Source organism: Nocardioides sp. J54 (genome assembly GCF_000519005.1).
Taxonomy (GTDB): Bacteria; Actinomycetota; Actinomycetes; order Propionibacteriales; family Nocardioidaceae; genus Nocardioides.
Genome location: NZ_JAER01000050.1, coordinates 1 through 25,542, shown reverse-complemented (window position 1 = coordinate 25,542; position 25,542 = coordinate 1). Strand labels below are relative to the sequence as shown.

Genomic DNA, 25,542 nt, shown 5'->3' with positions numbered 1-25,542 from the left:
CTCGACACCGAGGAGGGTGCGGCCACGCTGCGGGACGGCTGGCTCGACACCGGTGTCCCGATCGCCGGTCCCGGCGCGCCGCTGGTGAGCGAGTTCGCGCTGATGGAGCTCATCGCCACNCTNGGCCGCTCGCCCGACGGCGGGCGCAACTACGTCGGGCAGGTCATCGAGTGCACCTGGCGGCTCCCGCGGCTGCACGCGGCGGTGCTGGCCGGGGAGGTCGAGACGTGGCGGGCGCAGCGGATCGCCGACCTGACCCGGTCACTGTCCGAGGAGGCGGCTGAGTACGTCGACCGCCAGCTCGACGCGGCCGTCGGCGGCGTCGGGTGGGCACAGCTCGAGCGGCTGGTCGCCGAAGCGGTGCTGCGGTTCGACCCCGAGCGGGCCGAGGCCGAGCGGCAGGAGGCATCCGACCACCGGCACTTCGACGTCAGCGACGTCGGCGAGACCGGGCACGTGCACGTCAGCGGGTGGATGGATGCAGCAGACGGCCACGACCTCGACGAGGCGATCACCCGCCGCGCCACCCTGCTGGGGCGGCTCGGCGACGACTCCTCCCTCGACGTCCGGCGAGCACGAGCAGCGGCCGAGCTGGCCCGGCAGGACCTGTCTCTCGACCTGTTGTTCGCCGATCCCGGTACCGGAAAGGTCGTCGCCACCGCACCCGGTCGGCGCGTGATCCTCGACGTCCACGTCACCGACTCCACCCCCACCGGGGACAACCCGGCTCGCCCGCTGCGAGGAGGTCGGCACGCCCGTCCTCGCAACGCAGGTCAGGGAGTGGCTGCAGGCGCCGCGCACCACCGTGGTCGTCCGGCCGGTGGTCGACCTGGCCTACTGCGTCCCCGTCGACTCCTGGGAGATCCCCGACCGCCACCGGCAGCGCGTCCAGTTGCGCGACCACACCTGCCGTTTCCCCGGCTGCACCCGGCGGTCGACGCGCTGCGACCTCGACCACGCGATCGAGCACGATCGCGGCGGACCGACCTGCCCGTGCAACCGGGTGCCGCTCTGCCGGCGCCACCACCGGGCGAAGACCTTCAGCCTCTGGCGCTACGTCACCGTGCAGCCCGGCCACTACCTATGGCTCTCGCCGCACGGCCGGCACTTCCACGTCGGGCCGCGGGGGACGAGGGCGCTCGACCCACCGAGACGCCCCGACCCCGACGACCACCCGCCCGACGACACCGCTTGACGAGGAGCTCACTCCTCCTTCGGGTCACCCGGCATGCTGTCCGCCTTCACCGCGCCCCGCTGGCCCATCGGCATCTCGGGGCCGACGGTGGTGTCCTCGGCGGTCTGCTGCTCGGCCTCGGCGTTGACCTCGGCGCCGAGGAGGACGACGTACATCGTCAGCCAGAGCCACAGCAGGAGGACGACGACGCCGGCGAGCGCGCCGTAGGTCTTGTTGTAGGAGCCGAAGTTGTCGACGTAGAGCGAGAAGCCCAGGCTCGCGGCCAGCCACAGCAGGGTGGCGACGATGGAACCGATCGACACCCAGCGGAACTTCGGTGCGTCGCGGTCGGGGGCGACCTTGTAGAGGACGCCGAGGGCGGCGGACATAGCGAGCAGGAGGCCGACCCAGCGGGCGGCCTCGAGGCCCCAGCGAAGCGGGCCGCCCTCGACGACGTTGTCGAGCACGGCGGGGGCGACGGCGATCATCGCGATGGCGACGACGACGAAGACAATCGCACCGAGGGTGAGGCCGAGGGCCAGCAGCTTGCGCTTGACGAAGCCGCGGGTCTCCTCCTCGTCGTAGGCGAAGTTCACCGCGGTCATCACGTTGCCGACACCGCCGGACGCGCTCCACAGCGCGAGCACCAGGCTGATGATCAGGCCGAGGCCGAGCGAGCTGCTCGACGTCGACGTGAGCGCCTCCAGCTGGCCGGTCAGCAGGCTCGCGGCGTCGGAGGGGAGCGTCGCGGACAGCTCGTCGATCTGCTTCCGCACGTCGTCGGGGTCGCGCACGAGCCCGTAGAGCATGACGGCGGCGATCATCGCCGGGAAGAGCGCGAGGAACGAGTAGAAGGCGACGCCCGCCGCGAGCAGCGGGACCTGGTCCTTCTTCGTCTCCGCCCACGCCCGTCTGACGACCTGGAACCAGCCCTTGCGCGGGATCTCGGTCGGCTTCTCGGCGTGCGAGCCAGGGACGCGGTGGGGAGCGGTCTGGGTGGCCATGACCGCGCGGTACCCGGCTCCCCGCGGGCTACCCGACCCAGCTACCCGACCCAGCTACCCGACCCAGCTAGCCGACCAGGTTGCCGCGCGCCGAGCTCGGGTTGCGGTTGCGGTCGCCGGCGTGCGTGGCGACGTAGCTCAGCCCGAAGGTCAGCAGCAGGTGCTTGGACCCGTCGCAGGTCGCGACGCCGTCGGCGTCGGTGGTCGCGGTGCATAGCGTCGTCGCGCCGACCGAGAAGGTCACCGGCTCGCCGGGGAGGGGCTGGCGGTAGGCGGTGAGCGTCGCGGTCAGCTGCGCCGTCGGCAGGCCCAGTGGCGCGAGGGTCAGGAGCACCGGGGTCGCCGTCAGGGTCGTCGGCTGCTTGTAGACCTCGTAGCCCTCGACGACGACCTCGCTCCCCTCGTGGAAGGGTCCGGCGAGGTAGACGGCGGTCAGCCGACGGTAGCTCCCGGCCGGGACGACGTAGCCGCGCAGGTCCTTCTGCTCGAGCACCGTCGTCGACGTGGTCGCGGCACCGGGTCCGGTGCTGGGGGAGAGCGGCACGGTGCCGAGCGTGCGGCCGTCGAGCCGGATGCTCACGTCCCCGGTCGGCGCCTCGGGGCTCGGCTCCTCGGACCTGACCTGGACGCGGATCGGCAGCATCTGGCCGTAGATGTTCCAGCTGCCGGAGAGCACCTCGACCGTGGTGGCCGTCCGCAACGACTCGTGGGTGCCGGAGCCGTGGCCGGGCTCGTGGCGGGCGTCGCCGGAGTACGTCGCCAGCACCTGCCGCGTCGCGTTGCCGGTGAAGCCGGGGACCACGGCGGACGCGGTGCCGTCCGGCCCGACCTGCGCCGTGACGGTGACGCCCTCGTAGTAGTCATCGACCTCGAAGGCGACCGTGCCGCTCGGGCGTGCCGCCCCGGCCACCGGGGCCACGACGTCCGGGGTGACGGTCGCGGAGACGGTGCTCGGCGTCCCGGCGGGGCTCGGCCGGGGCGAGGAGGTCACGTGGACGGCGACGGGAGCCTTCAGCACCTCGACGGTCGTCGTCGACGACGAGGCGGCCATCGACCCGGTGCCGAGGTAGTCGGCGCGGACGGTGTGGTCGCCGACCTCGAGGACCGGCAGGTCCACCTCGCCGCGGGCGATGCGCCCGCCGGGCGTCTCGGGGACGACCCGGAGGGTGCCGGAGGGCTCGCCGTCGACCGTGAGCGCCACGGTGCCGTCGGGGGAGCCCTGCTCGGCGACGACCCACACCTTCAGCGGGGTGCGCTCGCCGTACGCCACCTGTGGTGCGACCCGGCGACGGTGGCGGTCGCGAGCGCTGCGCCGTCGTCGGCGTGCGACGGCACGGCCGGCAGGGCGCCGACGAGCGCGAGCGGCAGGGCGAGGAGGACGGGGAGCAGGCGTCGCGCGGGGTGGGTCGTGGTCGTCATCGGGTTCTCCTGCCGCGGGTGGAAAACGGGCCGCGGGCCCCGGCGGTGGCCGGGGCCCGCGATCCGTGGGGGATGGGGATGGTCGTCAGTCGTTCGGGTCGTAGTACGGAGCCTCGGCCACCGCCGGGGCGTAGCTGTCGTTGCCGGCGAACGCGACCTGGAAGCCCTGCATGATCAGGGCGCCCCAGCGCAGCGGCACGTCGCACTTGGCGTACCCGTCGGCGTTGGTGACCGCCGCGCACACCGAGGTGACGCCGCCGTTGAGGACCGGACCGGTGGTGAACACCAGGGCCTGCCCGGCGAGCGGCTCACCGCCGAGCCCGGTCAGCGTCGCCTCGACCCGCGAGTAGTTGTCGACGACCGGGTCCGCGATGTCGTGCGCGACCAGCGTCGGCTGGGCCCGCTCGACGACCTGCACCAGCACCGGCGAGGTGTCGCCGGCGTGGGCCACGTCGCCCGAGTACGTCGCGGTGATGTCGTGCGAGCCGGCCGTCAGGCCCTCGACCTCGAGGGTCGCCGTGCTGGTGCCGTCCTCGGTGACGACCTGCGCCTGGCCGACCACGTCGTCGCCGGAGCGGAAGACGACGTTGCCGGTGGGTGCGGCCACGCCCGGCTGGGCGTTGGCGACGGTGGCCGTGAGGGTCACCGTGTCGCCGTACACCGACGGGTTGGCGTCGGAGGCGACCCCGACGACGGTCTCCGCGACACCGACGGCCTGGACCGTCGTGGCCTCGGTGCCCTCGAAGTTGAAGTTGCCGACGTAGACCGCCCGCACCTCGTGGGAGCCCGGGGCCAGGCCCGCCGTCGCGAAGGTCGCGGTGCTGGTCCGCGGCTCGCTGGTCGGCGCCAGGCTGGCGGCGCCCAGCAGGGTGCCACCGTTCCACAGCTGGACGACACCCGTGGGCTTGCCGTTGGCGGGAGCGACCCCGGCGACGGTGACGGTGAAGGTCACCGTCACGCCGTGGTCGGCGACCGGGGTGTCGGCGACGAGCTCCATGGACGTGGCGCCCTTCGTGACCTCCTGGCCGTTGCCCTGGTCGAGCACGCTGCTGCTCCCGACGAAGCGCGGGTCGCCGCTGTAGGTGGCGGCGATCCGGTAGGTGCCGGGCGAGAGCGAGCTGAACAGGTTGCTGGTCGCCGCGCCGTCCACGAGCGCCACCGGGCTGCCCAGGTTGGCGCCGTTGACGGTGAACTGGACGGTGCCGGACGGCTCACCCGCGCCGGGCGCCACCGGGGCGACGGTCGCGGTGAAGCGGATGCCCTGGCCGGACTGCGAGGGGTTCACCGACGAGGTCAGCGTGGTCGCGGTCTGGGCCCGCTGGACTTTCTGCGAGACCGAGCCGGTGCTGCCGGTGAAGGAGTCGTCACCGTCGTACGTCGCGACGACGGCGTGCTGGCCGATGCTCAGGTCGTCGACCGTCACCGAGACCACGCCGCCGGTGGCGGAGCTGATGTCGGCGGTGCCGAGGACGTCGTCACCGTCGGTGAAGGTCACCGTGCCGGTGGGCGAGCCGGCGCCCGGCGCGAGCACCGAGACGTCGGCGGTGAAGGTCACCGGCTGGCCGAAGGCCGACACCGGCGAGGAGCTGGTGACGACCGTCTTCGTGGCGGCCTTGTTGACGACGTGGGTCGCCGTGGTGGAGGTGCTGGGTCGGAAGTTGGCGTCACCGCTGAGGTACTGCGCCTTCACCTCGTGGTTGCCGCGCTCCAGCGTGCCGACCTCGATCTCGGCCTCGCCGTCGACCAGGTCCACGATCCCGACCACGGCGCCGTCGATCGTGAAGCGGATCGCGCCCTCCGGGGTCCCGGTCGCCGGGCTCACCGGGCTGACCGTCGCGGTGACGGTCACCGGCTGGCCGACGACGGACGGGTTGGGCGAGGTGGTGACGGCCGTGGTGGTGCGGGCCGACTCGACCTCCTGGTCGATCATCGCGCTGCCGCCGGCGAACCGGTTGTCGCCGGAGTAGTTGGCGGTGATGACGTGGTCACCCGCGTCCAGGCCGGTGGCGGGGGAGACCGCGACACCGTTGCTGACCGCGACCGGGGCGCCGATCGGCTCGCCGTCGGCGGCGAACTGCACGGTGCCCGTCGGCTGGCCGGCACCGGGGGCGACGACCGAGACCTGCGCGCTGAAGGTGAGCGGCTCACCCGCGACCGCGTCCGGGTTCGACGACGCCAGGGTGACCGAGGTGTCGGCGAGCTCGACGCCGTGCGTCACGGTTGCCGAGGTGCTGCTGGCGAAGTTGCCGGTGCCGTTGTAGGTCGCCTGGACGTCGTGGTTGCCGGGCAGCAGGTCCGAGACCTCGAGGGTCGCGGTGTCGCCGACGAGGTTCACGGCGGTGCCGTAGGGATCGCCGTCGATGTCGAACTGCACGCCACCGGTCGGGGTGCCGGCGCCGGGCGCGACGACGTCGACCTTCGCGGTGAAGGTGACCGTCTGGCCGCTCACCGTCGGGGAGCCCGAGGACGTGAGGACCGTCGCGGTCGGCGCCTTGGCGACGACGAGCTGCTTCGTCTCGGCCGAGCTGCCGGCGAGGGTGGTGTCGCCGCTGTAGACCGCGCCGATGGTGTGGTTCCCGGCGTTCAGCGTCGAGGTGCTGGGCGACGTGGCCTGGCCACCGCTCACCGGGACGGGGGAGCCGAGGTCCGCCCCGTCGACGGTGAACTGGACGGTGCCCGTCGGGGCACCGTTGCCGCTGCCGCGCGCCACCAGCGCGGTGAACGACACCGGCTGGCTGTGCACGACCTGCGCGGGCTGCAGGAGCGTCGTGGTCGACGGGTTCTTCGTGATCTCGAAGGTCACCGTCTTCGACGAGCCGACGAAGTGGGTGTCGCCCGCGAAGGCCGCCTTCAGCTGGGCAGTCCGCGGATCACCGTTGACGGCGAGGGACCCGCTGGCGACGCCGTTGGCGTTGGTGGTGACCGTGATCGAGGAGCTGTCCGGGTTGCCCTCGTCGAGCGTGAAGACCACGGACTTTCCGGCGACGCCCTCCGGCGACTTGTTCGGGTCCACCAGCGTCGCGCTCACCTGGACCGACGTGTTGATCGCTCCGGTCTGGACGCCGGTGTAGTCGAGCTGGGTGACGTTCTGGACGGTGTAGGAGCGGGTCGAGTTCCTGGTGGTGTTGGAGCACAGGATCGTGCCCTTCTTGTCCCGCTCGGAGACCTCGAGGGTGTAGCTCCCATTCGGCACGTTGTGGGTGTCGTAGGTGACGTCCATCGCCCCGGCGCCGGACTTGGTCTGGGTCCAGACCTGCCCGCCAGTGCTGTTGCGCAGCGTCATCACGGTCTGGGCGCTGCTGCCGTTGATGCACAGCGAGCTGCTGTCGGTGGCACCGCTGGCCTTGAAGGTGACGGTGCCCTTGATGGTGCCGGCCGCCGGGGCGGTGATGTCCGCCTGGGCGGGCGACACCAGCAGGACGGGCAGCCCGATGGTCAGGGCCACGGCCGCGAGGGCCGCGATCAGTCTGCGCATGGGAGTTCCTTTCTCCATGACTGCGCTCACTTGAGGATGGCGCCGCGCGCCGTGGAGGAGAGGTGGTTGGCGTCCCCGAGGAAGGTGGCCGTGTAGCCACCGTTCAGGACCAGGTTGAGCACCTGGGAGCCGCCGTTGCAGGTGGCGGTGCCGGTCTCGGCGGTCGCGGTCGTGCAGACCACCTTGTTGCCGACCTTGAACTCCACCGGGACGCCGGCGAGCGGCGCGCCACCTGCCTTGACCGTCGCGCGGAGCTGGCCGAGCGGCAGGCCCAGCGGGCTCAGCGAGACCAGCGCGGCGTCGGCCGTGAGGGTCGTCGCCCGCTTGGCCACGGTCACCGTCCGGACGGCCGAGCTGCTGCCGTCGTGGGCGGCGCTGCCGCCGTACACGGCGCGCAGCTGGTGGTTGCCCGCCACGAGCACCGAGGTGGACAGCGTGGCCTGGCCGTCGACGACCGGGGCGGTGCCCAGCTCGACGGTGCCGGCGAGGAAGGTGACCGTGCCGGTCGGCGTGCCGAGGTCGGCGTTGGCGGCCTGCACCTGCGCCGTCAGCTGCACCTGGTCGCCGTAGGTCGGCGTGGTCGGCGAGACCGTGAGGGTCGTCGTCGTGCCCACCCGGGAGACCGACTGCTCGAGCTCGGCGAGCTCGGGCTTGAAGTGCACGTCGCCGGAGTAGAGCGCCGTCACGGTGTGCGTGCCCGGGGCCAGGTCGCTGACCGCGCGGCTGGTCGCCACGCCGTCCTCGATCTCCACGGCGTCGCCGAGCGGCACGCCGTCGACCGCGAACTGCACGAACCCGGTCGGGTCACCCGCGCCGACCACCTGCGAGGAGACCTCGGCGCGGAAGCGGACCTGGTCACCGACCTGCGCGTCGGCGTCGGTCGAGGACAGGGCCAGGTCGACCCCGGCCGCCTCGACGGTCTGCACCAGCACGTCACCGCTGCCGGTGAAGCCCGGCGCCGGGACGAACGCCGCGATCACGGTGTGGTCGCCCGGGTCGGGCGAGGCCAGCGTGGCGCTCTCGGCGGTGCCGTCGGCGCCGACCTCGACCGGGTCGCCGAAGTCGTGGCCGTCGACCGAGAACTGCACGGCGCCCTCCGGAGCGGTGTCGCTGTCGGTCGTGACCTCCGCGCGGAAGGTGATCAGCTCGCCGTACGTCGACGGGTTGCTGCTCGAGGTGACCGTCGTCGAGGTCGTGACGACCGCGGTCGCCGCGATCACCGTGTGGCTGACCTCGTCGGAGTCGCTGGCCTCGTAGTTCCCGTCACCGGCAAAGCGCGCGGTGAGCTGGTGCACCCCCGGGGCCAGGTCGGAGACGTCGAGCGTGGCGGTGCTCCCCGCCTCGCCCGCGACGAGCGGGGCCGAGCCGATCGACTCGCTGCCGGCGAAGAAGTTCACCGTGCCGGTCGCCGAGCCGGAGCCCGGGCTGACCGCCGCGACGGTGGCCGTGAGGCGCACCTCCTGGTCCTGCAGCGACGGCGAGGGGCTGGCGAGCAGCGTCGTCGTGGTGTCGGCCTTGGCGACCTGCTGCGACAGCTGGTCGCTGCCGGTCAGGTAGCGGGCGCTGCCCGAGTAGGACACCGCGAGGGTGTGCGCACCGGCCGACAGGCTGGTCAGCGACGGGAAGGACGCCGAGCCGTTGACGAGGTCCACCGGGGCCCCGGTCGGGTTGCCGTCCACGATCAGCTGGACGGTCCCGTCCGGGCTGCCGCCACCGGGCGCCTGGACCGCGACCGTCGCGGTCAGGCCGATGGCCTCACCGGTCACGGTGGAGGAGCTGGTCGCGCTCAGCGTGACCTCGACGGCGGCCTTGCTCACGGTGACCGTGCGCGGCGCCGCCGAGCTCGGGCCGTAGACGTCGTCGCCGGCGTAGGTCGCCACGACCGCGTTGCTGCCGACCGGCAGGTCGGTCACGGTCGTGCTCGCCGTGCCGTCCGCCGCCACGGCGGCGCGAGCGACCTCGTTGCCGTCGACGGTGAAGACGACGTCGCCGGTCGGGGTGCCGGTCGCGGTGGTGACGGTGGCACCGAGGGTGACCGGCTGGCCGGCCACGGCGGTGGTCGGGCTGGCCGACGAGGTGGTCGAGGTCGGCTTCAGCGGCTCACGGACCCGGAAGACGACGGCGGCGGAGGTGCTGCCGGCGTGGTCGGCGGTGCCGTTGTAGACCGCGACGACGGTGTGGTCGCCCAGGCCGAGCGTCGACAGCGCGGCGCTGGTCGCCTCGCCGTCGGTCAGCGGCACCGCGGCACCGAAGTCGGAGCCGTCGACGCGGAACTGGACGCTGCCGCCCGGGTTGGCACCGTGCGTCGGGGCGACTGTCGCGTGGAACCGGACCGGGTCCCCGACGGTGACGACGGCGGGGTCGGCGGTGACCGTGGTGGTGGTCGCGATCGCGCCGACCGTGAACGGCACGGTCTGGCTCGCGGGCTCGGAGCCGGCGTTGCCGGCGTACGACACCACCAGGTTCGCGGTCCGCGGCGGTCCGTTGACCGCGATGGTGGTCTGCGCGACGCCCGACGCGTTGGTGGTCGCGGTGACGGTCTGGCCACCGGCCAGGGCGAAGTTGACGGTCCGGCCGCTGACGCTGGCGCCGGTCTTGTCGACGAGGGTCGCCGCGACGGTGGCGGTGGTGCCCTGCGGGGCGGCCGTGTCGCCGGTGTAGGTCAGGGCCGTGCAGCTGCGCGGGGTGACCAGGACGGTGGCGACGCTGGTCGCGCCACCGGCGGTGACGACGACGCCCCACGAGCCGCGGACGCCGGTGCGCTGGTAGCCGTCGGCCTCGGCCGGCGCCTGCACCGTGGCGGAGTAGTTGCCGTTGCTGGTGGTCGTCGTGCTGACGGTCTGGCTGGCGCCCGGGGTGACCGGCGACTTGTCGAGGGCGACGGTCACCGGGACGCCGGCAGCGCCGCTGGAGAGTCGGCCGGTGACGGTGAGGTCACCGCCCGCGCAGGAGATCGACGGGGTGACCGTGCTGGTCAGCGTGGTCGAGGGGGTCGGCGTGGAGGCCTGGCCCAGCTTCTGGTCGAGGGTCAGCGAGCCGCCCTCCATCGGGATCTCGAGCAGCAGGCGGGCGATGCCGCGGTGGGTGGGCGAGAACCACGTCGTGGCGGCAGTGCCGCTGCCGGACTGGCGGGCCCGGCGGGTGCTCACGGTCCCGGCCGGCACGGAGATGTTCTCGTTCGCGACAGTGGTCTGGTCGTCGAGGCGCAGCGCCCCGGCGAAGTCGGAGGAGCCGGTGCCGCCGAGCGAACCGGCGTCATAGCTGAAGCCGCCGGTGTAGTCGACGTCCACGTCGTTGGTCCACGAGTTGCCGGCCTCGGTCGGGAACTGCGTGAGGCGCCAGCCGCGGCGCGGGTCCATCGACAGCGAGATGTTCGCGCTGATGTTCGTGGAGATGATGGAGACGGCGGCCTTGGCGTTGAGCTGCTGCGACTGCGTCTCCTTCAGCAGGGCGAGGTCGGAGCGGCGCATGTAGCGCGTGCCGCTCACGGTGCCGCTGAAGTTCGACAGCGTCGCGTTGCCGACGCCGTCCACGGCGACGGAGCCGCCACCGCCGGTGATCGTGCCGCTCAGGTTGAGCTTGTACGCCGGCTGGCCCTGGAAGTTCTCGACGCCGGCGACCGTGTAGGTGACGTTCTCGTTGATGGAGACGTTCGTGCCGTCGGCGTTGTAGTTGAAGACGGTCGTGTAGGTCCAGGACCACCCGTTCGACCAGGCGGGGACCTCGTCACCCGTGGCCTGCTCGGCCGTGGCGGGGCTGGCTCCTGCGCCGACGAGGGTGGCCACGACCATCGCGAGGACGCTGAGCCAGGCCATGCGTCGGCGGAAGTGGCGGGCCGCCCGGCGTCGGCCGGGCAGGAGGGGGGGCAGGGCGTTGTCGTTCGGCGCTGGGAGCATGCGTCACCGTCCCGTGAGTGGGGGGTGCCACCCGAGAGGAACGGACACGGGCGTCCGTGTGGCGGAGGGAGTGGCCGGATTCAAGCAGGTCCGTGACCGGCCGCACACCCCTTTCCTGAAAGAAGTTCATGTTTTTTCACCAAACCCTCCCGGGACGGCTCGGGTTCGCTACTCCTCGCGCGGGTGCGTAACCTTGCACCTTGTGGCTGGACCCGACTACGACGCCGAGATCAAGCAGCTGACTGCGACGATGCACACCATCGAGCAGGTCCTCGACCTGCCGAAGATGGAGCAGGAGATCGCGGACCTCGGCGTCCAGGTCGCCGCACCCGACCTCTGGGACGACCAGGCCAACGCCACCCGCGTGACCGGGCGGCTCTCCTCCCTGCAGGGCCAGGTCGAGCGCTTCCGCGAGCTGCAGCAGCGCATCGACGACCTCGGCGTCCTCGCCGAGCTCGCCGCCGAGGAGGCGGACGCCGACACCCTCGCCGAGGCCGACGCCGAGCTGGGCCGGATCAAGAAGGCCGTCGAGGGCCTCGAGGTGCGCACCCTGCTCTCCGGCGAGTACGACGAGCGCGAGGCCATCGTGACCATCCGCGCCGGTGCGGGCGGGGTCGACGCCGCCGACTTCGCCGAGATGCTGATGCGGATGTACACCCGCTGGGCCGAGCGCAACAAGTACCCCGTCGAGGTCTACGACGTCTCCTACGCGGAGGAGGCCGGCATCAAGTCGGCCGAGTTCGCCATCCACGCGCCGTACGCCTACGGCACCCTCTCGGTCGAGGTCGGCACGCACCGCCTGGTCCGGATCAGCCCGTTCGACAACCAGGGCCGGCGCCAGACCTCCTTCGCCGCGGTCGAGGTCGTGCCGCAGCTCGAGCAGACCGACGAGATCGAGGTCGACGAGAACGAGATCCGCGTCGACGTCTTCCGCTCCGGTGGCCCCGGTGGCCAATCGGTCAACACCACCGACTCCGCGGTCCGGCTGACCCACATCCCGACCGGCATCGTGGTGTCCTGCCAGAACGAGAAGTCGCAGCTGCAGAACAAGGCGGCCGCGATGATCGTCCTCAAGGCCAAGCTCCTCGCCAAGAAGAAGGCAGAGGAGGCGGCGCTCAAGAAGGACCTCAAGGGCGACGTCGCCGCGAGCTGGGGCGACCAGATGCGCAACTACGTGCTGAACCCCTACCAGATCGTCAAGGACCTGCGCACCGGCTACGAGACCGGCAACCCGCAGCCCGTCTTCGACGGCGAGATCGACGGCTTCCTCGAGGCCGGCATCCGCTGGCGCCGCGGCGCCGACTCCGCCAGCGACAACTGAGCCTCAGCTCTCCACGTCAGCCGCGTCGAAGACCACCTCGGCCGCGGCGAACGCGACGACCGCGCTCAGCGCACCCACGGCCTCCCCGGTCAGCAGCAGCCCGAGGGCCGTCGCCGCGCCGACGCCGCGCCACGTCCAGCGCGGGACCAGCGACCCCTGCGGGGCGTGGTGCCGGTCGTCCAGCCTCTGATGCACAAAGGCAGTAAACTCGATCGACTTTGATCTGAAAAGCCCTGTGCGGGAGATCAGCGCGGCGTGACGCGGGCGGAGGCCACGCTCCAGGGGCCCCAGCCAACGGCGTTGCGGGCGCGCACCCGCACCACCCAGCGGCCCTTCGGCAGCCGCAGGGAGGCCTTGCGGACCGTCGAGGAGACCGCCCTCGGTGCGGTGCGGGCGACGACCCGGCCGGTGGTGGCGAGGCGGAAGGCCCGGACCTGGTAGCGGGTGATCGGCGCGCCGCCGGTCGCGGGTCGGGTCCAGCTCGCCGTCACGGTACGACGGCCGCCGCGTGCGCCGGGGACCGCCTTCGGCCGCTTCGGGGCCCCGGGACGGGTCTTCTTCGGCGTCGCGGTCACCGGGGGCGGGCTCACCACGGGCTCCTCGGTGACCGGCTCGCCACCGGGGGTGCCGGTGTCGGGGGTGCCGGTGCCGGGCTCGCCGACCGAGCAGCCGGTGACGGAGACCGTGTAGGTGCCGAGGCTGCCGTAGTCGTCGTACCCGTTGACGGGCCAGGAGGCGGGGCTGTTCAGGCCGGAGCCGATGCCCTTCACCACGACGTGGAACGTGCCGCTGGAGACGGTGCGCGAGAGGCTGGCGTCCATGCCCTCCAGGCCCGCCGACGTGCGGCTGGTGGCGGTCGCGGCGCTGGCGAGCAGGGCGCCACCCGCGTCGCGCAGCTCCAGGCCGATGTCGAGGTTGGCGCCGACCGCGGCCGGCTCGGCGCGGACCGTGACCTTGCCGGAGCAGCCGGTGACCTGCAGCCAGTCCTCGTCGGTGCGGGTGCTGATGATCCCGCGCCCGCTGGGCAGCGACGACAGCGGCGCCGCGGTCGCCACCGTGCTGCCGGCCTCGTCGGCGCGCAGCGGCGCGCCGTTGGAGATCGCGACCTGGACGTCGTCCTCGCGGTTGTTGGCGCCGGGGTAGTCGCCCTTCGACCACTGGGTGACGCTGGAGGAGTACGGGCTGCCCATCAGCGGTCCCCACAGCGTGGTGCCGGCGTAGTAGCCGCTCGTCGCGGTGCCGTCGTGGGCCAGGCCGAGGGTGTGGCCGGCCTCGTGGCTGCCCGCCTCGGCCATCGACTTGGCGCGGTTGCCGAGCGAGGACGGGAACACCCACGCCGGGCTGCGCGTCTCGCCATTGGTGAGGATGGAGTCGAAGGTGCCGATCCACGCGACCCCGCCGCAGCGGGCGCGGCACAGGGCGTCCTGGATCGCGGTGCCGGAGGAGAAGGCGACCCGGGTGCCGTAGGTCTGGTCGCTGGAGGTGGCGCGCCACAGGGCGCCCAGCGGGGGCTCCTCGGTCGTGACGTCGATGTCGAAGGGGGCGAAGTCCTCGGCCATCCGGGCCCACACCTCGAGGACCACCGCGCGCTCGGCGTCGGAGAACGCCGGGGAGGAGTCCAGCGACCAGCCGGGGTAGAGCAGCGTGGTCAGGCCCTGCAGCAGCCAGGAGTTGGCCGCCAGCAGGAGGCCGCCCTTGAAGTCGAGGTAGATGGTCCGGTTCGAGCCGGGGTTGCTGTGCAGCCTGAAGACGTCCGTCGTCGCAGACGCCGTCAGCGTGGAGGCCAGCGCGGCCTCGACGCGGTCCTCCGCCGGCGGCTCGGCCGGTGGCGGTCCCCACTCGTCGACGGCGTAGGTCGAGCCGTCGGCCGCGGTCACCACCCCGTGGTCGACCCCGTGCTCCACCCCGAGCTCCACCCCGTCGGGGTGCCCGGGTTCCTCCGTGGCTGCGGCCGGCACCGTGGCGCCGGTGAGCGCCAGCGCCAGGAGGGTCGTGCCGAGAACCGTGGATCGCAGCATGTCCCCCTGATCGGGCAGGGCGGGGGCGCACCTGATGCGGGACAGGGTCCCGATCCTTGACGGACGTCTCGGGTCGGGCCCGGACGAGGCTCAGGAAGGCGTGGCCGACGCCGCCCGCGCGACCGCCACGCACCAGCGGCCGGTGCGCTCGACCTGGGCCGCCTCGGGGGCGCCGACGCCCTGGGTGAGGGTGCAGGTCAGCCACGCATCGCCGAACAGGCCGCGCCACGACACCGTGCGCTGCTGGCCCCGGGTGCAGGTCGTCGACACCGAGGGCGTGCCGAAGGCGGGGGCGCCGTCGCGCACGGTGCAGCCGCGCGGAGCGGCGGTGCGCACCAGCTCCCGCGCCCGCTCGGCGGTCACCGGGGGAGCGAACACCCACGCCCGCGCCTCCGCCACGCTCGTGCTCCACACGCAGCCGTACTCGTGGGAGACGTCACCGCCGGGCAGCGCGTCGGCCTCCTCGCCGTTGGCGTAGTCGGTGAGCTCGCCCTCGTCGTCGATGGCCTCGGTGACCGCCTCCGGGTCCACCAGCTCGCAGAACGGCGCCCGCTGGACGACCGTGGTCGTGGTGTCGAAGTCGGCGAGGTCGGTCGCGCGGTAGACGGGCACCTCCGGCTCCGGCGTACGGTCGTCCGCCACGCCCACCCCGATGCCGACCGGCACCAGGGTCAGGAGCGCGGAGAGACCCAGCGCGCGAACGACGGTCGACACGTCGATCCACCCTAGAGGACCCCTCCACGTGTGACGCACCGGACGTCAGGGGTGCGCGGCGGCCGCGGTCCCGTCGCGTACCGTCTTGCCAGTGATTCGCTTCGAGAAGGTCACCAAACGCTACCCCGGTCCGGGCCGGCCGGCGCTCGACCAGGTCACCCTCGACATCGACAAGGGGGAGTTCGTCTACCTCGTCGGCCAGTCGGGCTCGGGCAAGTCGACCGCCCTGCGGCTGGTCCTGCGCGAGCTGCGCCCGACGACCGGGCGCGTCTTCGTCGCCGGCAAGGAGATCAACCGGATGGCCGGGTGGAAGGTGCCCCGGCTGCGCCGCCAGATCGGCACCGTCTTCCAGGACTTCCGCCTGCTCCCGAACAAGACCGTCGCGGAGAACGTGGCGTTCGCCCAGCAGGTGATCGGCAAGTCGCACAAGGAGATCAGCAAGGCGGTCCCCGCGACCCTCGAGCTGGTCGGCCTCAAGGACAAGGCCGACCGCATGCCCGACGAGCTGTCCGGTGGTGAGCAGCAGCGCGTGGCCGTCGCCCGCGCCTACGTCAACCAGCCGATGATCCTCATCGCCGACGAGCCGACCGGCAACCTGGACCCGGCGACGTCGGTCGGGATCATGAACCTGCTCGGCGACATCAACGCCGCCGGTACGACGGTCGTGATGGCCACCCACGACCACGGCATCGTCGACCAGTTCACCAAGCGGGTGATCGAGCTGGAGCACGGCAAGGTCGTCCGCGACGAGGCTGCCGGGGGCTACGGCTTCCAGCACGAGGAGGGCTGATCCGTGCAGCTGCGCCATGTCTTCAGCGAGCTCCGCACCGGCCTGCGGCGCAACCTGTCCATGCACCTGGCCGTCATCGTCACGCTCTTCGTGTCGCTGACCCTCGCCGGCGTGGGCATCCTCGTCCAGCGCGAGGCCACCAAGACCGTCGACGAGCTCGGCAACGAGCTCCAGATCCGGATCAACCTCTGCACCGAGGACGACCCGTCCCTGCGCCGCGGCCTCGAGAACTGCGCCAGCGGCGAGATCACCGACGCCCAGCGCGACCGGGTCGAGGAGGAGCTCGAGGCCAGCCCCGAGGTCGAGTCCTTCGAGTTCGAGACGAAGCAGGAGAGCTTCGAGCGCGCCTACGAGCAGAACAAGCGCAAGGACCGCGGCTACCTGTTCGAGGGCGAGGGAGCCGTCGTCACGGTCGAGAAGTGGCCGGCGGCGTACTGGGTGACCCTCAAGACCCCCGACGAGGCCGACGGCATCATCAGCGCCGTCGAGGGCCTCGACGGCGTCGCGAGCATCATCGACCAGCGCGAGGTGATGAACCAGATCTTCGGGATCATGACGGTCCTGAAGTACGGCTCGTGGATCGGCTCCGGGGTGCTGCTGCTCGCCGCGCTGCTCCAGGTCGCCAACACGATCCGGCTCGCCGCGCTCGCCCGACGGCGCGAGATCGGCATCATGCGCCTGGTCGGCGCCTCGACCCTCTACATCGCCCTGCCGTTCCTCCTCGAGGCGCTGGTCACCGCAGTCATCGGCGTCGGCCTCGCCGCGGGGGCGCTCGCCGCCTTCCAGTGGTGGGGCGTCGAGCAGGGGATGGCCGAGCGGGTCACCTTCCTGCCCTGGGTGGACTGGAACGACTACGCCCAGGCGCTGATCGGCACCTTCCCGCCCGGCATCGTGATCCTCGGCCCGGCGCTGACGCTGATCCCGACACTCCTGCTGACGCGCAAATACGTCAAAGTCTGATCGCCGGAAGTTAACGTCGAGGCTGTTCTCTTCCCCGAACACCGAAGGTTTCACCGTGCGCTTCTTCCCCAGCGCCCCCCGGCTCCGCCGTGCCCTCGATCGGCTGCCTGCATGGGCCCACCCCCAGTGGCTGGTGACGGCCGTCGCCGTCGTCGTCGCCGTGGCGGGACTCGCCGTCCCGCTGGCGCACGCCGACGACCGCGACGACCTCAAGGACCGGCAGAACAAGGTCCAGGGCCAGATCTCGGCGGTCAAGGACGACATCCACGAGGCCAGCGCGCGGGTCGCGCAGATCTCGGGCAAGCTCCGCAAGGCGCAGGGTCAGCTCACCGCGGCCCGCGCGCGGCTGACCAAGGTGCGCGGGGAGCTGGCCGACGCCCGTGAGGTCGCGACCCGGCTGAAGAAGAAGCTGGTCGCGGCCGAGGCGAAGCTGGTCAAGGCCAAGGCGGACCTGAAGCAGGCGAAGATCGAGGTCGCCGAGCAGCGCGAGGAGGGCCGCGACACCCTGATCCGGATGTCCACCGAGGGCAACCCTGAGCTGGCCCTGCTGGCGTCGTACGCCGAGGGCGACAGCCTGCAGGAGGTCATGGTCAACCAGACCGCCAGCGGCGTGATCACCGAGCGGCAGCAGCAGGCCCTCGACGCCCTCGAGGTGGTCCAGGAGCTGATGGCCGAGCGCGAGGCTGCGGTCCGCGAGGCGCGCAACGACGTCGCATCGGCCAAGAAGGCCGCGGACGCGAACGTCGCGACGATCAGCACGCTCGTCGACCGGGCCGCGACCACCGCGGCCACGGTGTCCTCGCTGGTGAGCCGCACCGCCACCGCCCGGGCGGCCGTCGTCAGGGCCCGCGCCGCCGACAAGGCCGCGCTGCGCCGGCTCGAGGCACGCGAGGCGCGGATCAAGCGCAAGATCATCGAGCTGTCCCGCAAGCAGGGCGGCAGCTACAACGGCAGCACCAACGGCCTGCTGGCCCGTCCCGGCCCGGGCCCGGTCACCTCGCCGTACGGCTGGCGCACGCACCCGATCTACGGCTACTGGGGCCTCCACAACGGCACCGACTTCGGCACCGGCTGCGGCGCGCGGCTGGCGGCGGGGGAGTCCGGCACCGTCATCAACACCTACTACGACGAGGTCTACGGCAACCGCCTCTACCTCGCCATCGGCAGGGTCAACGGCGCCTCGATCGTGCTGGTCTACAACCACCTGAGCAGGTACGCCGTCGGCCAGGGCGCCCGCGTCAAGCGCGGCCAGACCGTCGGCTACTCCGGCAGCACCGGCTGGTCGACCGGTTGCCACCTGCACTTCATCGTGCTGCGCAACGGCAACGCCGTCGACCCGATGCCGTACCTGTAGGCGACCCGCAGCCGACCCGCGCCGACCGGCAGGCAAACCCGTTGCGGCACCCTGCGAGAATGGCGGCATGGCGAAGGGCAAGTCGGGAGCGACGAAGGACAGCGAGGGCCGCAAGCTCGTCGCGTCCAACAAGAAGGCGCGCCACGACTACCACATCGAGGACACCTTCGAGGCCGGCATGGTGCTCACCGGCACCGAGGTGAAGTCCCTGCGGCAGGGCCGCGCGAGCCTGGTCGACGGCTTCGTCGACATCGACGGCGGCGAGGCCTGGCTGCTCAACGTGCACATCCCGGAGTACGCCCAGGGCACCTGGACCAACCACGCGGCGCGCCGCAAGCGCAAGCTGCTCCTGCACCGCGACGAGATCGACAAGATCGAGCGCAAGGTCAGCGAGAAGGGGCACACGGTCATCCCGCTGTCGCTCTACTTCGTCAAGGGCCGCGCGAAGGTCGAGATCGGCCTCGCCAAGGGCAAGAAGTCGTGGGACAAGCGCCAGGCCATCGCCGAGCGGACCGCCGACCGCGAGAAGCAGGAGGCGATCGGCCGCCGGCTCAAGGGCATGCGTGACTGAGCCCGTCGCGGACGAGGCAGCCCAGGTCCGGGCCTTCTGGCAGCGCCTCGGCCTGCCCGGGCTCATGGACCTCCACGTCCACTTCCTGCCCCCGCCGATCGAGCGCGCCGTGTGGCGCGAGTTCGACACCGGCGGTGAGCTGATCGGCCGCGACTGGCCGATCCTCTACCGCTTCGACGCCGACGTGCGCCTGCAGCTGCTGCGCGACTTCGGCGTGCAGCGGTTCCCGACCCTGCCCTACGCGCACAAGCCCGGTGTGGCCGGCTTCCTCAACGACTGGAGCCGGGCGTTCGCGGCCGAGGTGCCGGAGGCGCTGTGGACGGCCACCTTCTTCCCGGAGGCCGACGCTCCGTCGTACGTCGAGGCGCTGGTGCGCGAGGGCGTCGAGGTCTTCAAGGTCCACTCCCAGGTCGGCGGCTTCCACGTCGACGACCCGCAGCTCGACGACGTCTGGGGGGTGCTCGAGGACAGCCGGACCCCGGTCGTCGCCCACGTCGGGTCGGGACCCGTCGGCACGCCGTACACCGGTCCGGACGCGCTCGCGCGGCTGCTGGCCCGCTTCCCGCGGCTGCAGGTCGTCGTGGCCCACCTCGGGGCACCCGAGACCGCCGACTTCCTCGAGCTCGCCGACCGCCACGAGGGCGTGCACCTCGACACCTCGATGGCGCTGACCCCGTTCTTCACCGACCCCGTGGGCGGGCACGGCGGGCTCGCGCCGGACCTGCGGCCGCGCCTGGCCGACCTGCAGGAGCGGGTCGTCTACGGCTCGGACTTCCCGACCCTGCCGTTCCGGTACGTCGACCAGCTCGGGTGGATCGCCGACCTCGGGCTGGGCGACGACTGGCTGCGCGACGTGTGCTGGCACAACGCACAGCGGCTGCTGGGTCAATCCCTCGGAAACGCTTGACCGGGAGACTCTTCCCAACGCGGCTCGCCGGGTGCACTCTTGGGCCCCACCCGTTCCTTTACCGAGGAGAGAAATGCGAGCACGTCTCTCGGTCCTGGCCGCCGCCATCCTCGTCGGCCTGGGTCTCGTCGCACCCGCCACGCCCGCCTCCGCCAGCACCGGCGGCACCGTCGACGGGGACACCCACCCCAACGTCGGCTTCATCCTCTTCTACGACGGCACCGGCCGCTACCGCTGCTCGGCCACCCTCGTCAGCCCCACCGTGGTGCTCACCGCGGCGCACTGCACCCTGGGCACGGTCGGCAAGACGCTGGTCACCTTCGACAGCGTCATCGCCCTGGAGCCGCCGAACAACCTGCCCCGCGCCGCCGACCCCGCCGCCGGCTTCACCGCCGAGGAGCTGGCCGAGGCTGGCTATCTCTCCGGCGAGGCGCACACCCACCCGGAGTACAGCGACTTCACCGACCTCGACAACTGGAACGACGTCGGCGTGATCGTGCTCGACGAGCCGGTCACCGACATCGCCCCGGCGCCGATCGCCGGCCTCGGCACCCTCGACGGCATCAAGCACCCGCGCAAGACCCTCTTCCGCGCCGTCGGCTACGGCACCGAGGTCCGCAAGCCCGCCACCGGTCCGCAGAAGCCGACCGTGGAGGACTACCCGATCCTGCGCCGCTACGTCGACATGCCGGGGCAGAAGATCACCCCGCAGATCCTGCAGACCAACGGCAACGAGAAGGACCCGTTCGGCACCGGAGGCACCTGCTTCGGTGACTCCGGCGGCCCGGTCTTCCTCGACGGCGAGATCGTCGCGGTGACGTCGTACGGCTACACCGCCAACTGCCGCTACCTCGGCGGCTACCAGCGGGTGGAGATCCCGGTGGTCGCCGACTGGCTGGCCACCTTCGGCCTCTGACCCTGACGACGACCCCGGCGACGCAGGCCCACCGGAATAGCCGGTGGGCTTGTGTCGTTGGGCTCCCGTACACTCGGTGTCGTTGACAACTCAAGAGGGGCTGATCGGTTTCGACTTGGGACGTTAGTTCCAGGGGAAGCGGGTCGAGAAGCCAGCGTCATCTCGTAAACGATCGCTGGAAACCAATAACTGCCAACGCTAAGCGCAGTTCCTTCGCTCTCGCCGCCTGAGCGGTGATCGAAGCGTCTGACCGGGCATCCGTCTCCGTCCCGGATCCAGGCGTCGCCTAGGAGACTTGCTGAGCAGCTGCTGTCAGGGTGGCTGCTCGGGACTCAAACCTGACTGGGCCTGTCGGCGACGTGTCAGTGCGAGCGCCGGGGCCGAGAAAACGCCAGCACTGACTGCACCCGGAGAAGACCTGGATCGACGCTCGAGGACCGGGGTTCGATTCCCCGCAGCTCCACAACAACAACCCCTCTGCGCGAAGGGCCCCTGCCACCTGGCGGGGGCCCTTCGTCGTTCCCGGGCAAGGGTGTCTCATTCACCGACGCCTCCGGGTGATCGACGGGAAACAACCGCGTGCGTTGTGGTTCCTAGGGTGCGGCCATGGTCCCCCTCGCCGCGGCGCGACGGCTCGCGCTCCTCACCCTGGTCACCCTGCTCGCGGGGCTGCTCGCTGCCGCCGTGCCGGTGCGGGGCGCGGGGGCGGCGCCCGGTGTCCAGGGACGGGTGTGGCTGGTCGACGCGGTCGACGACGAGCAGGGGAGCCGCTGGGTGTCGCAGGACACCGGCACCTCCACCATCACGATCCAGGTCGGTGACACGGTCGAGTGGACCTTCGACCGGGCGGGCCTCGAGCACGACCTGACCTCGCTGGACACCGGCACGCCGTGGCCCGAGCCGATCCAGCGCTACTTCTTCCCCGGCGAGGCCGGGATGCTGCAGACCTTCACCCAGCCGGGGACCTACTTCTACGTCTGCACGCTGCACAACACCGAGATGACCGGCGTCGTGATCGTCGAGGACCCCGACGGCAACCGGGCGCCGACCGGCACCGCGACCGTGGCGCCGCAGAGCGGCCCGGCGCCGCTGGACGTGCACTTCACCGCGGCCGGCTTCACCGACCCCGACGGCGACCAGCTCACCTACGCCTGGGACTTCGGCACCGGCCGGGCGATGGACCGCTCGACGCAGGCCCACGCGATGTTCCGGTACGAGACTCCGGGCACCTACGTCGCCTGGCTGACGGTGTCCGACGGCCACGGCGGAGAGTTCGTGCGGCAGTTCCCCATCCAGGTCGCAGCGGGATCCGGCGACGGCGGCGACGGAGGGTCCGGCGGCGGCCAGGACACGCTGCCCGAGGTCGCCGCGGTCGCGACCCCGGCGAGCGGCACCGCCCCGCTCGAGGTGGCGCTCTCGGCCGAGACCACCGCGCGCGGCACCTTCGTGGCGTACGCCGACGGGCTGGCGTCGTACCCCGACCTGACCGGGACCGCGCGGATCACCCGTGCCCGCGGGCGCACCGAGGTCGCCATCGACGTCACCGGCCTCGCGCCCGGCAAGGCCCACCTCGTGCACGTGCACGACAACCCGTGCGCGGTGAGCAACGCCGGCGCGCACTTCCGGTTCGACGAGGCGCAGCCCTTCGGCGAGGCGAACGAGCTGTGGCTGCCGTTCACCAGCGACGCCAGCGGCCGCTCCGGCGCAGTCACGGTGCGCCAGCCGCTGCGAGCCGGTGCCAAGGCGGTGTCGATCGTCATCCACGACCCCGACAACGCCGCGAAGCGGATCGGCTGCGTCGACCTGGCCCCGGACACCGCGGACCTGCGCTACGACTGGTCCTTCGGCGACGGAGCGACCGGCGCCGGCGCCGACCCGACCCACACCTACACGGCCCCGGGCACCTACTGGGCGACCGTGATCGTCAGCCGCAGCGGACCCAGCCACCACGGCGCGGCGACCCCGGTCTCGGCCAGCGTCAAGGTCGTCGTGGCCGCCCGCGACACCGCCGGACCGCGGGTCCGCCTGGTCGGCCCCACCGGCACCACCCGCAAGAAGCGGCCGACCTTGCGCGCCACGGTCACCGACGCCTCGGGCGTGCGCAAGGCGCGGATCACCATCACCGTGGACGGCCGCAAGGCCACCAGGGTGAGGTACGTCGCGCGGATCGGCCGGTTGACCGCCCTCCCGGCGAAGAAGCTCAAGCCCGGCAGGCACACCGTCCGGGTCGTGGCCGTCGACAACGCCGGCAACCGGACTGCGAAGACCTGGCGCTTCCGCGTGCGGAGGTGACCGGTCAGCCGCCGGGACGGACCAGCCCGAGCTCGTAGGCGCCACCGCCGCCTGGGTGCGGTCACGCACCGCGATCTCGGTGGTCCGCCCCGCGGCGATCTCGTCGAGCGCGGCACGTGCCGCTCGGCGAAGTCGCGGAGCAGGCGTGTCGTCAGGTCCGGGGCCAGGGGCGTCGCCCCCTCGGCGGCCGCGTGCACGGCGGCGCGGATCTGGTCGGGCGGCATCGACTTCAGCAGGTAGCCGGTCGCCCCCGCCCGTACCGCCGCCACGACCAGGTCGTCGTCGGCGAAGGTGGTCAGCACGACGACGCGCACGTCGTGGAGGTCGGCGTCGGCGCTCGTACGACGGGTCACGGCAAGCCTTGGGTTCGCTTCGCCGTACTCCCGGGGGTTGAGGTGCGACGAGCGCTAGCGAGGAGCCTCGAAACCTCCGGGCCTGGATGGCGGACTCTGCCGGCACAGTCCGGTGCGGCAGTGCCGCTGGTTTCGAGGCTCGGCGCTGGGGCGCCTCGCACCTCAACCAGCGGCGGTCTGGCGGCGAGTTTCGGGGTTCGCTTCGTCGTGCTCCCGGTGGTTGGGGTGCGACGAGCGCCAGCGAGGAGCCTCGAAACCTCCGGGCCTTGGTGGCGGGCTGTGGTGGGCACAGTCGGGTGCAGGGGTGCCGTTGGTTTCGAGGCTCGGCGCTGGGGCGCCTCGCACCTCAACCAGCGGCGGTCGGTCGGCGCTGGGGCGAGTCTGGGGGTTCGCTTCGTCGTACTCCCGGTGGTTGAGGTGTGACGAGCGCTAGCGAGGAGCCTCGCGGTGCTGATGGCGCGAGCGCGTCGCCTGTCGAGGGCTGCGCGCAGGCACTCGCAAGCTCGGCCCGCACTTGCCCTCGACGCGCCTTCGGCGCGGGCGCCACGCTGCCGCGCACGCGGTTGCCTCGGGTGGGTGGCTCAGTCCGACTGGCGGCAAGCCTGGGGTTCGCTTCGCCGTACTCCCGGTGGTTGAGGTGCGAGGCCGCCCGCGGCCGAGCCTCGCACCTCAACCGGCGGCAGTTGGAGCGGTGAGCATGCCGATGACCCCGCCGTCAGGCGGGGTGTGGGGCGTGGTGGCTAGTAGTCGTCGGGGTCGATGCGGCGCGGGGTGTCGAGCACCTTCGTGCCGTTGGGGCCGACGAGGAAGTGGTGTCCGTTGGGGGAGAGCCAGAGGTAGTGGCCGGGTTGGATGGTGACGTAGCGCCACAGGCTGAAGGTCTTGGCGCGGTGGTGACGTCGGCACAGGGGGACGAGGTTGCAGGGGCAGGTTGGTCCGCCGCGAGCGTGCTCGATGGAGTGGTCGAGGTCGCAACGACTCGCTTTGACGGTGCAGCCGAGGAAGCGGCAGGTGTGGTCACGCAGTTGCACTCGGGCACGGTGCCTGTCGGGGATCTCGTATGAGTCGACGGGGATGCAGTCGGCCAGGTCGATGACCGGCCTGACGATGACCATTGTCGTGGGTGCCTGCAACCAGTCCTTGACCTGTGTCGAGGAGACCGGGGCGTCCAGCTCTTCGCAGCGGGCGACGGGGTTGTCGCCGGTGAAGGTGGTGTCGGTGACGTGGACGTTCAGGGTGACGCGGCGGCCGGGGGAGGTGGCGATGACCTCGCCGGTCTCGGGGTCGGCGAACAACAGGTCCAGCGACAGGTCCTGCCGAGCCAGCTCGGCGGCTGCCTTGGAGCGACGGACGTCGAGGGAGGACTCGTCCCCGCACTTGCCGAGCAGGACCGCGCGGCGGTTGATGGCCTGGTCGAGGTCGTGGCCGTCGACTGCGTCCATCAACCCGTGGACGATGACGTGGCCGGTGTCGCTGGGCTCGTCGATGTCGAAGTGCCGGTGGTCGCTGATCCGTTCGCGCTCGGCCTCCGCTTGTTCGGGGTCGAACCGCAGGATCGCTTCGGCGACGAGGCGTTCGAGCTGCTTCCAGCCCACGTCGTCGACAGCGGCGTCGAGCTGCCGGTCCACGAACTCGACCGCCTCGGGACACAGCGGGTGGGTGAGGTCGGCGATCCGCTGGGCCTTCCACGTGTCCACCCGACCTGCGACGACTGCTCGGTAGAGGCGCGGCAGGCGCCAGGCGCACTCGATGACCTGACCCACATAGGCGCGTCCACCGATGGGCGAGCGGTCGAGGACGGCGATGAGCTCCATCAACGCGAACTCACTGACCAGGGGTGCTCCGGGGCCGGCGATCGGGACCCCGGTGTCGACCACACCGTCCAGCAATGTCGCTGCACCTTCACGGGTGTCGAGGGTGTTCTGGTCGGCCCAGGCGACGATGGCGATCCATTCGCGGACCTGGGAGGACTTGCGGGCGACGACCTCGGACCGGATCTCGCCGAGGAGCTCGGGCACGGAGCGGCCGTCGTACTTGCCGATCGATGCGTTGCTTCCGAGATCCATGACTGGATTCTTCCAGAGAGCACCGACACTTTGATCGGCCGGAAACCCGCCTGTGGACGGCTCTTCTGACTGATGTGTGGGCGAGTTTCGTCGTCTTGAGAGGCCGCACGCCGCTTCCTGTCTAAGTTTCTGAGCTGTCGAGGAACAGGAACCAAGCGCAGGAGAACGGCGTGCGTGATCTCAGCCTATGGCGGGCAGTGTTCGGGATCGAGAAGACCGTGATCGAAGACATCGATCACGACCCGGAAGTCGGTGTCGTGGTGAGCGTCCGTGCGGCGGCTCGGGAGCGCGGCAGGTGCGGTCGATGTCGGC

General features: G+C 71.8%; 19 protein-coding genes and 1 other RNA gene. 10 read left to right on the top strand and 10 right to left on the bottom strand.

Annotated elements, in window-relative coordinates; all coding sequences use genetic code 11:
* Positions 1-261: 261 nt before the first annotated feature.
* Positions 262-693: a hypothetical protein gene (locus tag NOCJ54_RS0120805; protein WP_028657014.1), complete on the bottom strand. Its 432-nt coding sequence runs from the start codon at positions 691-693 to the stop codon at positions 262-264.
* Between the two features lie 127 nt (positions 694-820).
* On the opposite strand from NOCJ54_RS0120805, the gene NOCJ54_RS28690 reads away from it, so the two are divergent.
* The gene (locus NOCJ54_RS28690) at positions 821-1,195 is read left to right on the top strand and encodes an HNH endonuclease signature motif containing protein (protein WP_198020292.1); all 375 of its coding nucleotides are present in this window, start codon (positions 821-823) and stop codon (positions 1,193-1,195) included.
* Between the two features lie 8 nt (positions 1,196-1,203).
* Here NOCJ54_RS28690 and NOCJ54_RS0120795 read toward each other — a convergent pair whose 3' ends face one another.
* The 5 genes from NOCJ54_RS0120795 to NOCJ54_RS0120775 all read right to left on the bottom strand — a co-directional run bounded on the left by NOCJ54_RS0120795 (position 1,204) and on the right by NOCJ54_RS0120775 (position 10,968).
* A complete protein-coding gene (locus tag NOCJ54_RS0120795; RefSeq protein ID WP_028657013.1) occupies positions 1,204-2,178 on the bottom strand; it encodes a YihY/virulence factor BrkB family protein in 975 nt (324 codons plus the stop codon).
* A gap of 67 nt (positions 2,179-2,245) precedes the next feature.
* The gene (locus NOCJ54_RS0120790; protein WP_028657012.1) at positions 2,246-3,448 is read right to left on the bottom strand and encodes an Ig-like domain repeat protein; all 1,203 of its coding nucleotides are present in this window, start codon (positions 3,446-3,448) and stop codon (positions 2,246-2,248) included.
* Entirely contained in the window at positions 3,421-3,597 is a 177-nt protein-coding gene (locus NOCJ54_RS29640; protein WP_157514987.1) for a hypothetical protein, read from the bottom strand. Before NOCJ54_RS29640 ends, NOCJ54_RS0120790 begins: the two co-directional genes overlap by 28 nt.
* Positions 3,598-3,682: 85 nt before the next feature.
* Complete coding sequence (locus tag NOCJ54_RS28685) at positions 3,683-7,072, bottom strand: beta strand repeat-containing protein (RefSeq protein WP_051486223.1); 3,390 nt, start codon at positions 7,070-7,072, stop codon at positions 3,683-3,685.
* A 26-nt stretch (positions 7,073-7,098) separates the two neighbouring features.
* The gene (locus NOCJ54_RS0120775) at positions 7,099-10,968 is read right to left on the bottom strand and encodes an Ig-like domain repeat protein (protein WP_028657011.1); all 3,870 of its coding nucleotides are present in this window, start codon (positions 10,966-10,968) and stop codon (positions 7,099-7,101) included.
* A gap of 202 nt (positions 10,969-11,170) precedes the next feature.
* Here NOCJ54_RS0120775 and prfB point away from each other — a divergent pair, with 202 nt between their 5' ends.
* Positions 11,171-12,289 carry a peptide chain release factor 2 gene (gene prfB / locus NOCJ54_RS0120770; protein WP_036519098.1) on the top strand — a complete coding sequence of 373 codons (1,119 nt, stop codon included), beginning with the start codon at positions 11,171-11,173 and terminating at the stop codon, positions 12,287-12,289.
* A 3-nt stretch (positions 12,290-12,292) separates the two neighbouring features.
* Here prfB and NOCJ54_RS29635 read toward each other — a convergent pair whose 3' ends face one another.
* From NOCJ54_RS29635 to NOCJ54_RS0120755, 3 genes are all read right to left on the bottom strand, one after another.
* The gene (locus tag NOCJ54_RS29635) at positions 12,293-12,484 is read right to left on the bottom strand and encodes a hypothetical protein (protein WP_028657009.1); all 192 of its coding nucleotides are present in this window, start codon (positions 12,482-12,484) and stop codon (positions 12,293-12,295) included.
* Positions 12,485-12,534: 50 nt separating this feature from the next.
* Positions 12,535-14,307, bottom strand: a complete 1,773-nt coding sequence (locus NOCJ54_RS29630) for a fibronectin type III domain-containing protein (protein ID WP_051486221.1) — start codon at positions 14,305-14,307, stop codon at positions 12,535-12,537.
* A gap of 90 nt (positions 14,308-14,397) precedes the next feature.
* The gene (locus NOCJ54_RS0120755) at positions 14,398-15,021 is read right to left on the bottom strand and encodes a hypothetical protein (protein ID WP_028657008.1); all 624 of its coding nucleotides are present in this window, start codon (positions 15,019-15,021) and stop codon (positions 14,398-14,400) included.
* A 91-nt stretch (positions 15,022-15,112) separates the two neighbouring features.
* Here NOCJ54_RS0120755 and ftsE point away from each other — a divergent pair, with 91 nt between their 5' ends.
* The 8 genes from ftsE to NOCJ54_RS30065 all read left to right on the top strand — a co-directional run bounded on the left by ftsE (position 15,113) and on the right by NOCJ54_RS30065 (position 22,811).
* A complete protein-coding gene (gene ftsE / locus NOCJ54_RS0120750) occupies positions 15,113-15,811 on the top strand; it encodes a cell division ATP-binding protein FtsE (RefSeq protein ID WP_028657007.1) in 699 nt (232 codons plus the stop codon).
* Between the two features lie 3 nt (positions 15,812-15,814).
* Positions 15,815-16,771, top strand: coding sequence for a permease-like cell division protein FtsX (ftsX, locus tag NOCJ54_RS0120745; RefSeq protein WP_028657006.1), 957 nt, complete (start codon positions 15,815-15,817; stop codon positions 16,769-16,771).
* A gap of 55 nt (positions 16,772-16,826) precedes the next feature.
* Positions 16,827-18,125, top strand: coding sequence for a M23 family metallopeptidase (locus tag NOCJ54_RS30570; RefSeq protein ID WP_028657005.1), 1,299 nt, complete (start codon positions 16,827-16,829; stop codon positions 18,123-18,125).
* 67 nt (positions 18,126-18,192) lie between these two features.
* On the top strand, positions 18,193-18,696 hold the full coding sequence (gene smpB, locus NOCJ54_RS0120735) for an SsrA-binding protein SmpB (RefSeq protein WP_028657004.1): 504 nt from the start codon (positions 18,193-18,195) through the stop codon (positions 18,694-18,696).
* Positions 18,689-19,603 (top strand): amidohydrolase family protein, encoded by a 915-nt coding sequence (locus tag NOCJ54_RS27395; RefSeq protein WP_036519095.1) that lies wholly within the window; start codon positions 18,689-18,691, stop codon positions 19,601-19,603. The genes smpB and NOCJ54_RS27395 overlap by 8 nt, the downstream gene beginning before the upstream one ends.
* 73 nt (positions 19,604-19,676) lie before the next feature.
* The gene (locus tag NOCJ54_RS0120725) at positions 19,677-20,519 is read left to right on the top strand and encodes a S1 family peptidase (protein WP_028657003.1); all 843 of its coding nucleotides are present in this window, start codon (positions 19,677-19,679) and stop codon (positions 20,517-20,519) included.
* 96 nt (positions 20,520-20,615) lie between these two features.
* Positions 20,616-20,985: a transfer-messenger RNA gene (gene ssrA / locus NOCJ54_RS29175) on the top strand.
* A 140-nt stretch (positions 20,986-21,125) separates the two neighbouring features.
* Positions 21,126-22,811 (top strand): PKD domain-containing protein, encoded by a 1,686-nt coding sequence (locus NOCJ54_RS30065; RefSeq protein ID WP_028657002.1) that lies wholly within the window; start codon positions 21,126-21,128, stop codon positions 22,809-22,811.
* A 1,093-nt stretch (positions 22,812-23,904) separates the two neighbouring features.
* Here the strand turns inward: NOCJ54_RS30065 and NOCJ54_RS0120715 are convergent.
* Entirely contained in the window at positions 23,905-25,230 is a 1,326-nt protein-coding gene (locus tag NOCJ54_RS0120715) for an HNH endonuclease (protein WP_028657001.1), read from the bottom strand.
* Positions 25,231-25,542: the final 312 nt, after the last annotated feature.

Excerpts from the sequence above, each read along its gene's own strand:
- NOCJ54_RS0120795 (WP_028657013.1), bottom strand. The coding sequence starts at position 2,178 with ATGGCCACCCAGACCGCTCCCCACCGCGTCCCTGGCTCGCACGCCGAG.
- NOCJ54_RS29640 (WP_157514987.1), bottom strand. The coding sequence starts at position 3,597 with ATGACGACCACGACCCACCCCGCGCGACGCCTGCTCCCCGTCCTCCTC.
- NOCJ54_RS28685 (WP_051486223.1), bottom strand. The coding sequence starts at position 7,072 with ATGCGCAGACTGATCGCGGCCCTCGCGGCCGTGGCCCTGACCATCGGG.
- NOCJ54_RS0120775 (WP_028657011.1), bottom strand. The coding sequence starts at position 10,968 with ATGCTCCCAGCGCCGAACGACAACGCCCTGCCCCCCCTCCTGCCCGGC.
- NOCJ54_RS29630 (WP_051486221.1), bottom strand. The coding sequence starts at position 14,307 with ATGCTGCGATCCACGGTTCTCGGCACGACCCTCCTGGCGCTGGCGCTC.
- smpB (WP_028657004.1), top strand. The coding sequence starts at position 18,193 with ATGGCGAAGGGCAAGTCGGGAGCGACGAAGGACAGCGAGGGCCGCAAG.
- NOCJ54_RS0120725 (WP_028657003.1), top strand. The coding sequence starts at position 19,677 with ATGCGAGCACGTCTCTCGGTCCTGGCCGCCGCCATCCTCGTCGGCCTG.
- NOCJ54_RS30065 (WP_028657002.1), top strand. The coding sequence starts at position 21,126 with ATGGTCCCCCTCGCCGCGGCGCGACGGCTCGCGCTCCTCACCCTGGTC.
- NOCJ54_RS0120715 (WP_028657001.1), bottom strand. The coding sequence starts at position 25,230 with ATGGATCTCGGAAGCAACGCATCGATCGGCAAGTACGACGGCCGCTCC.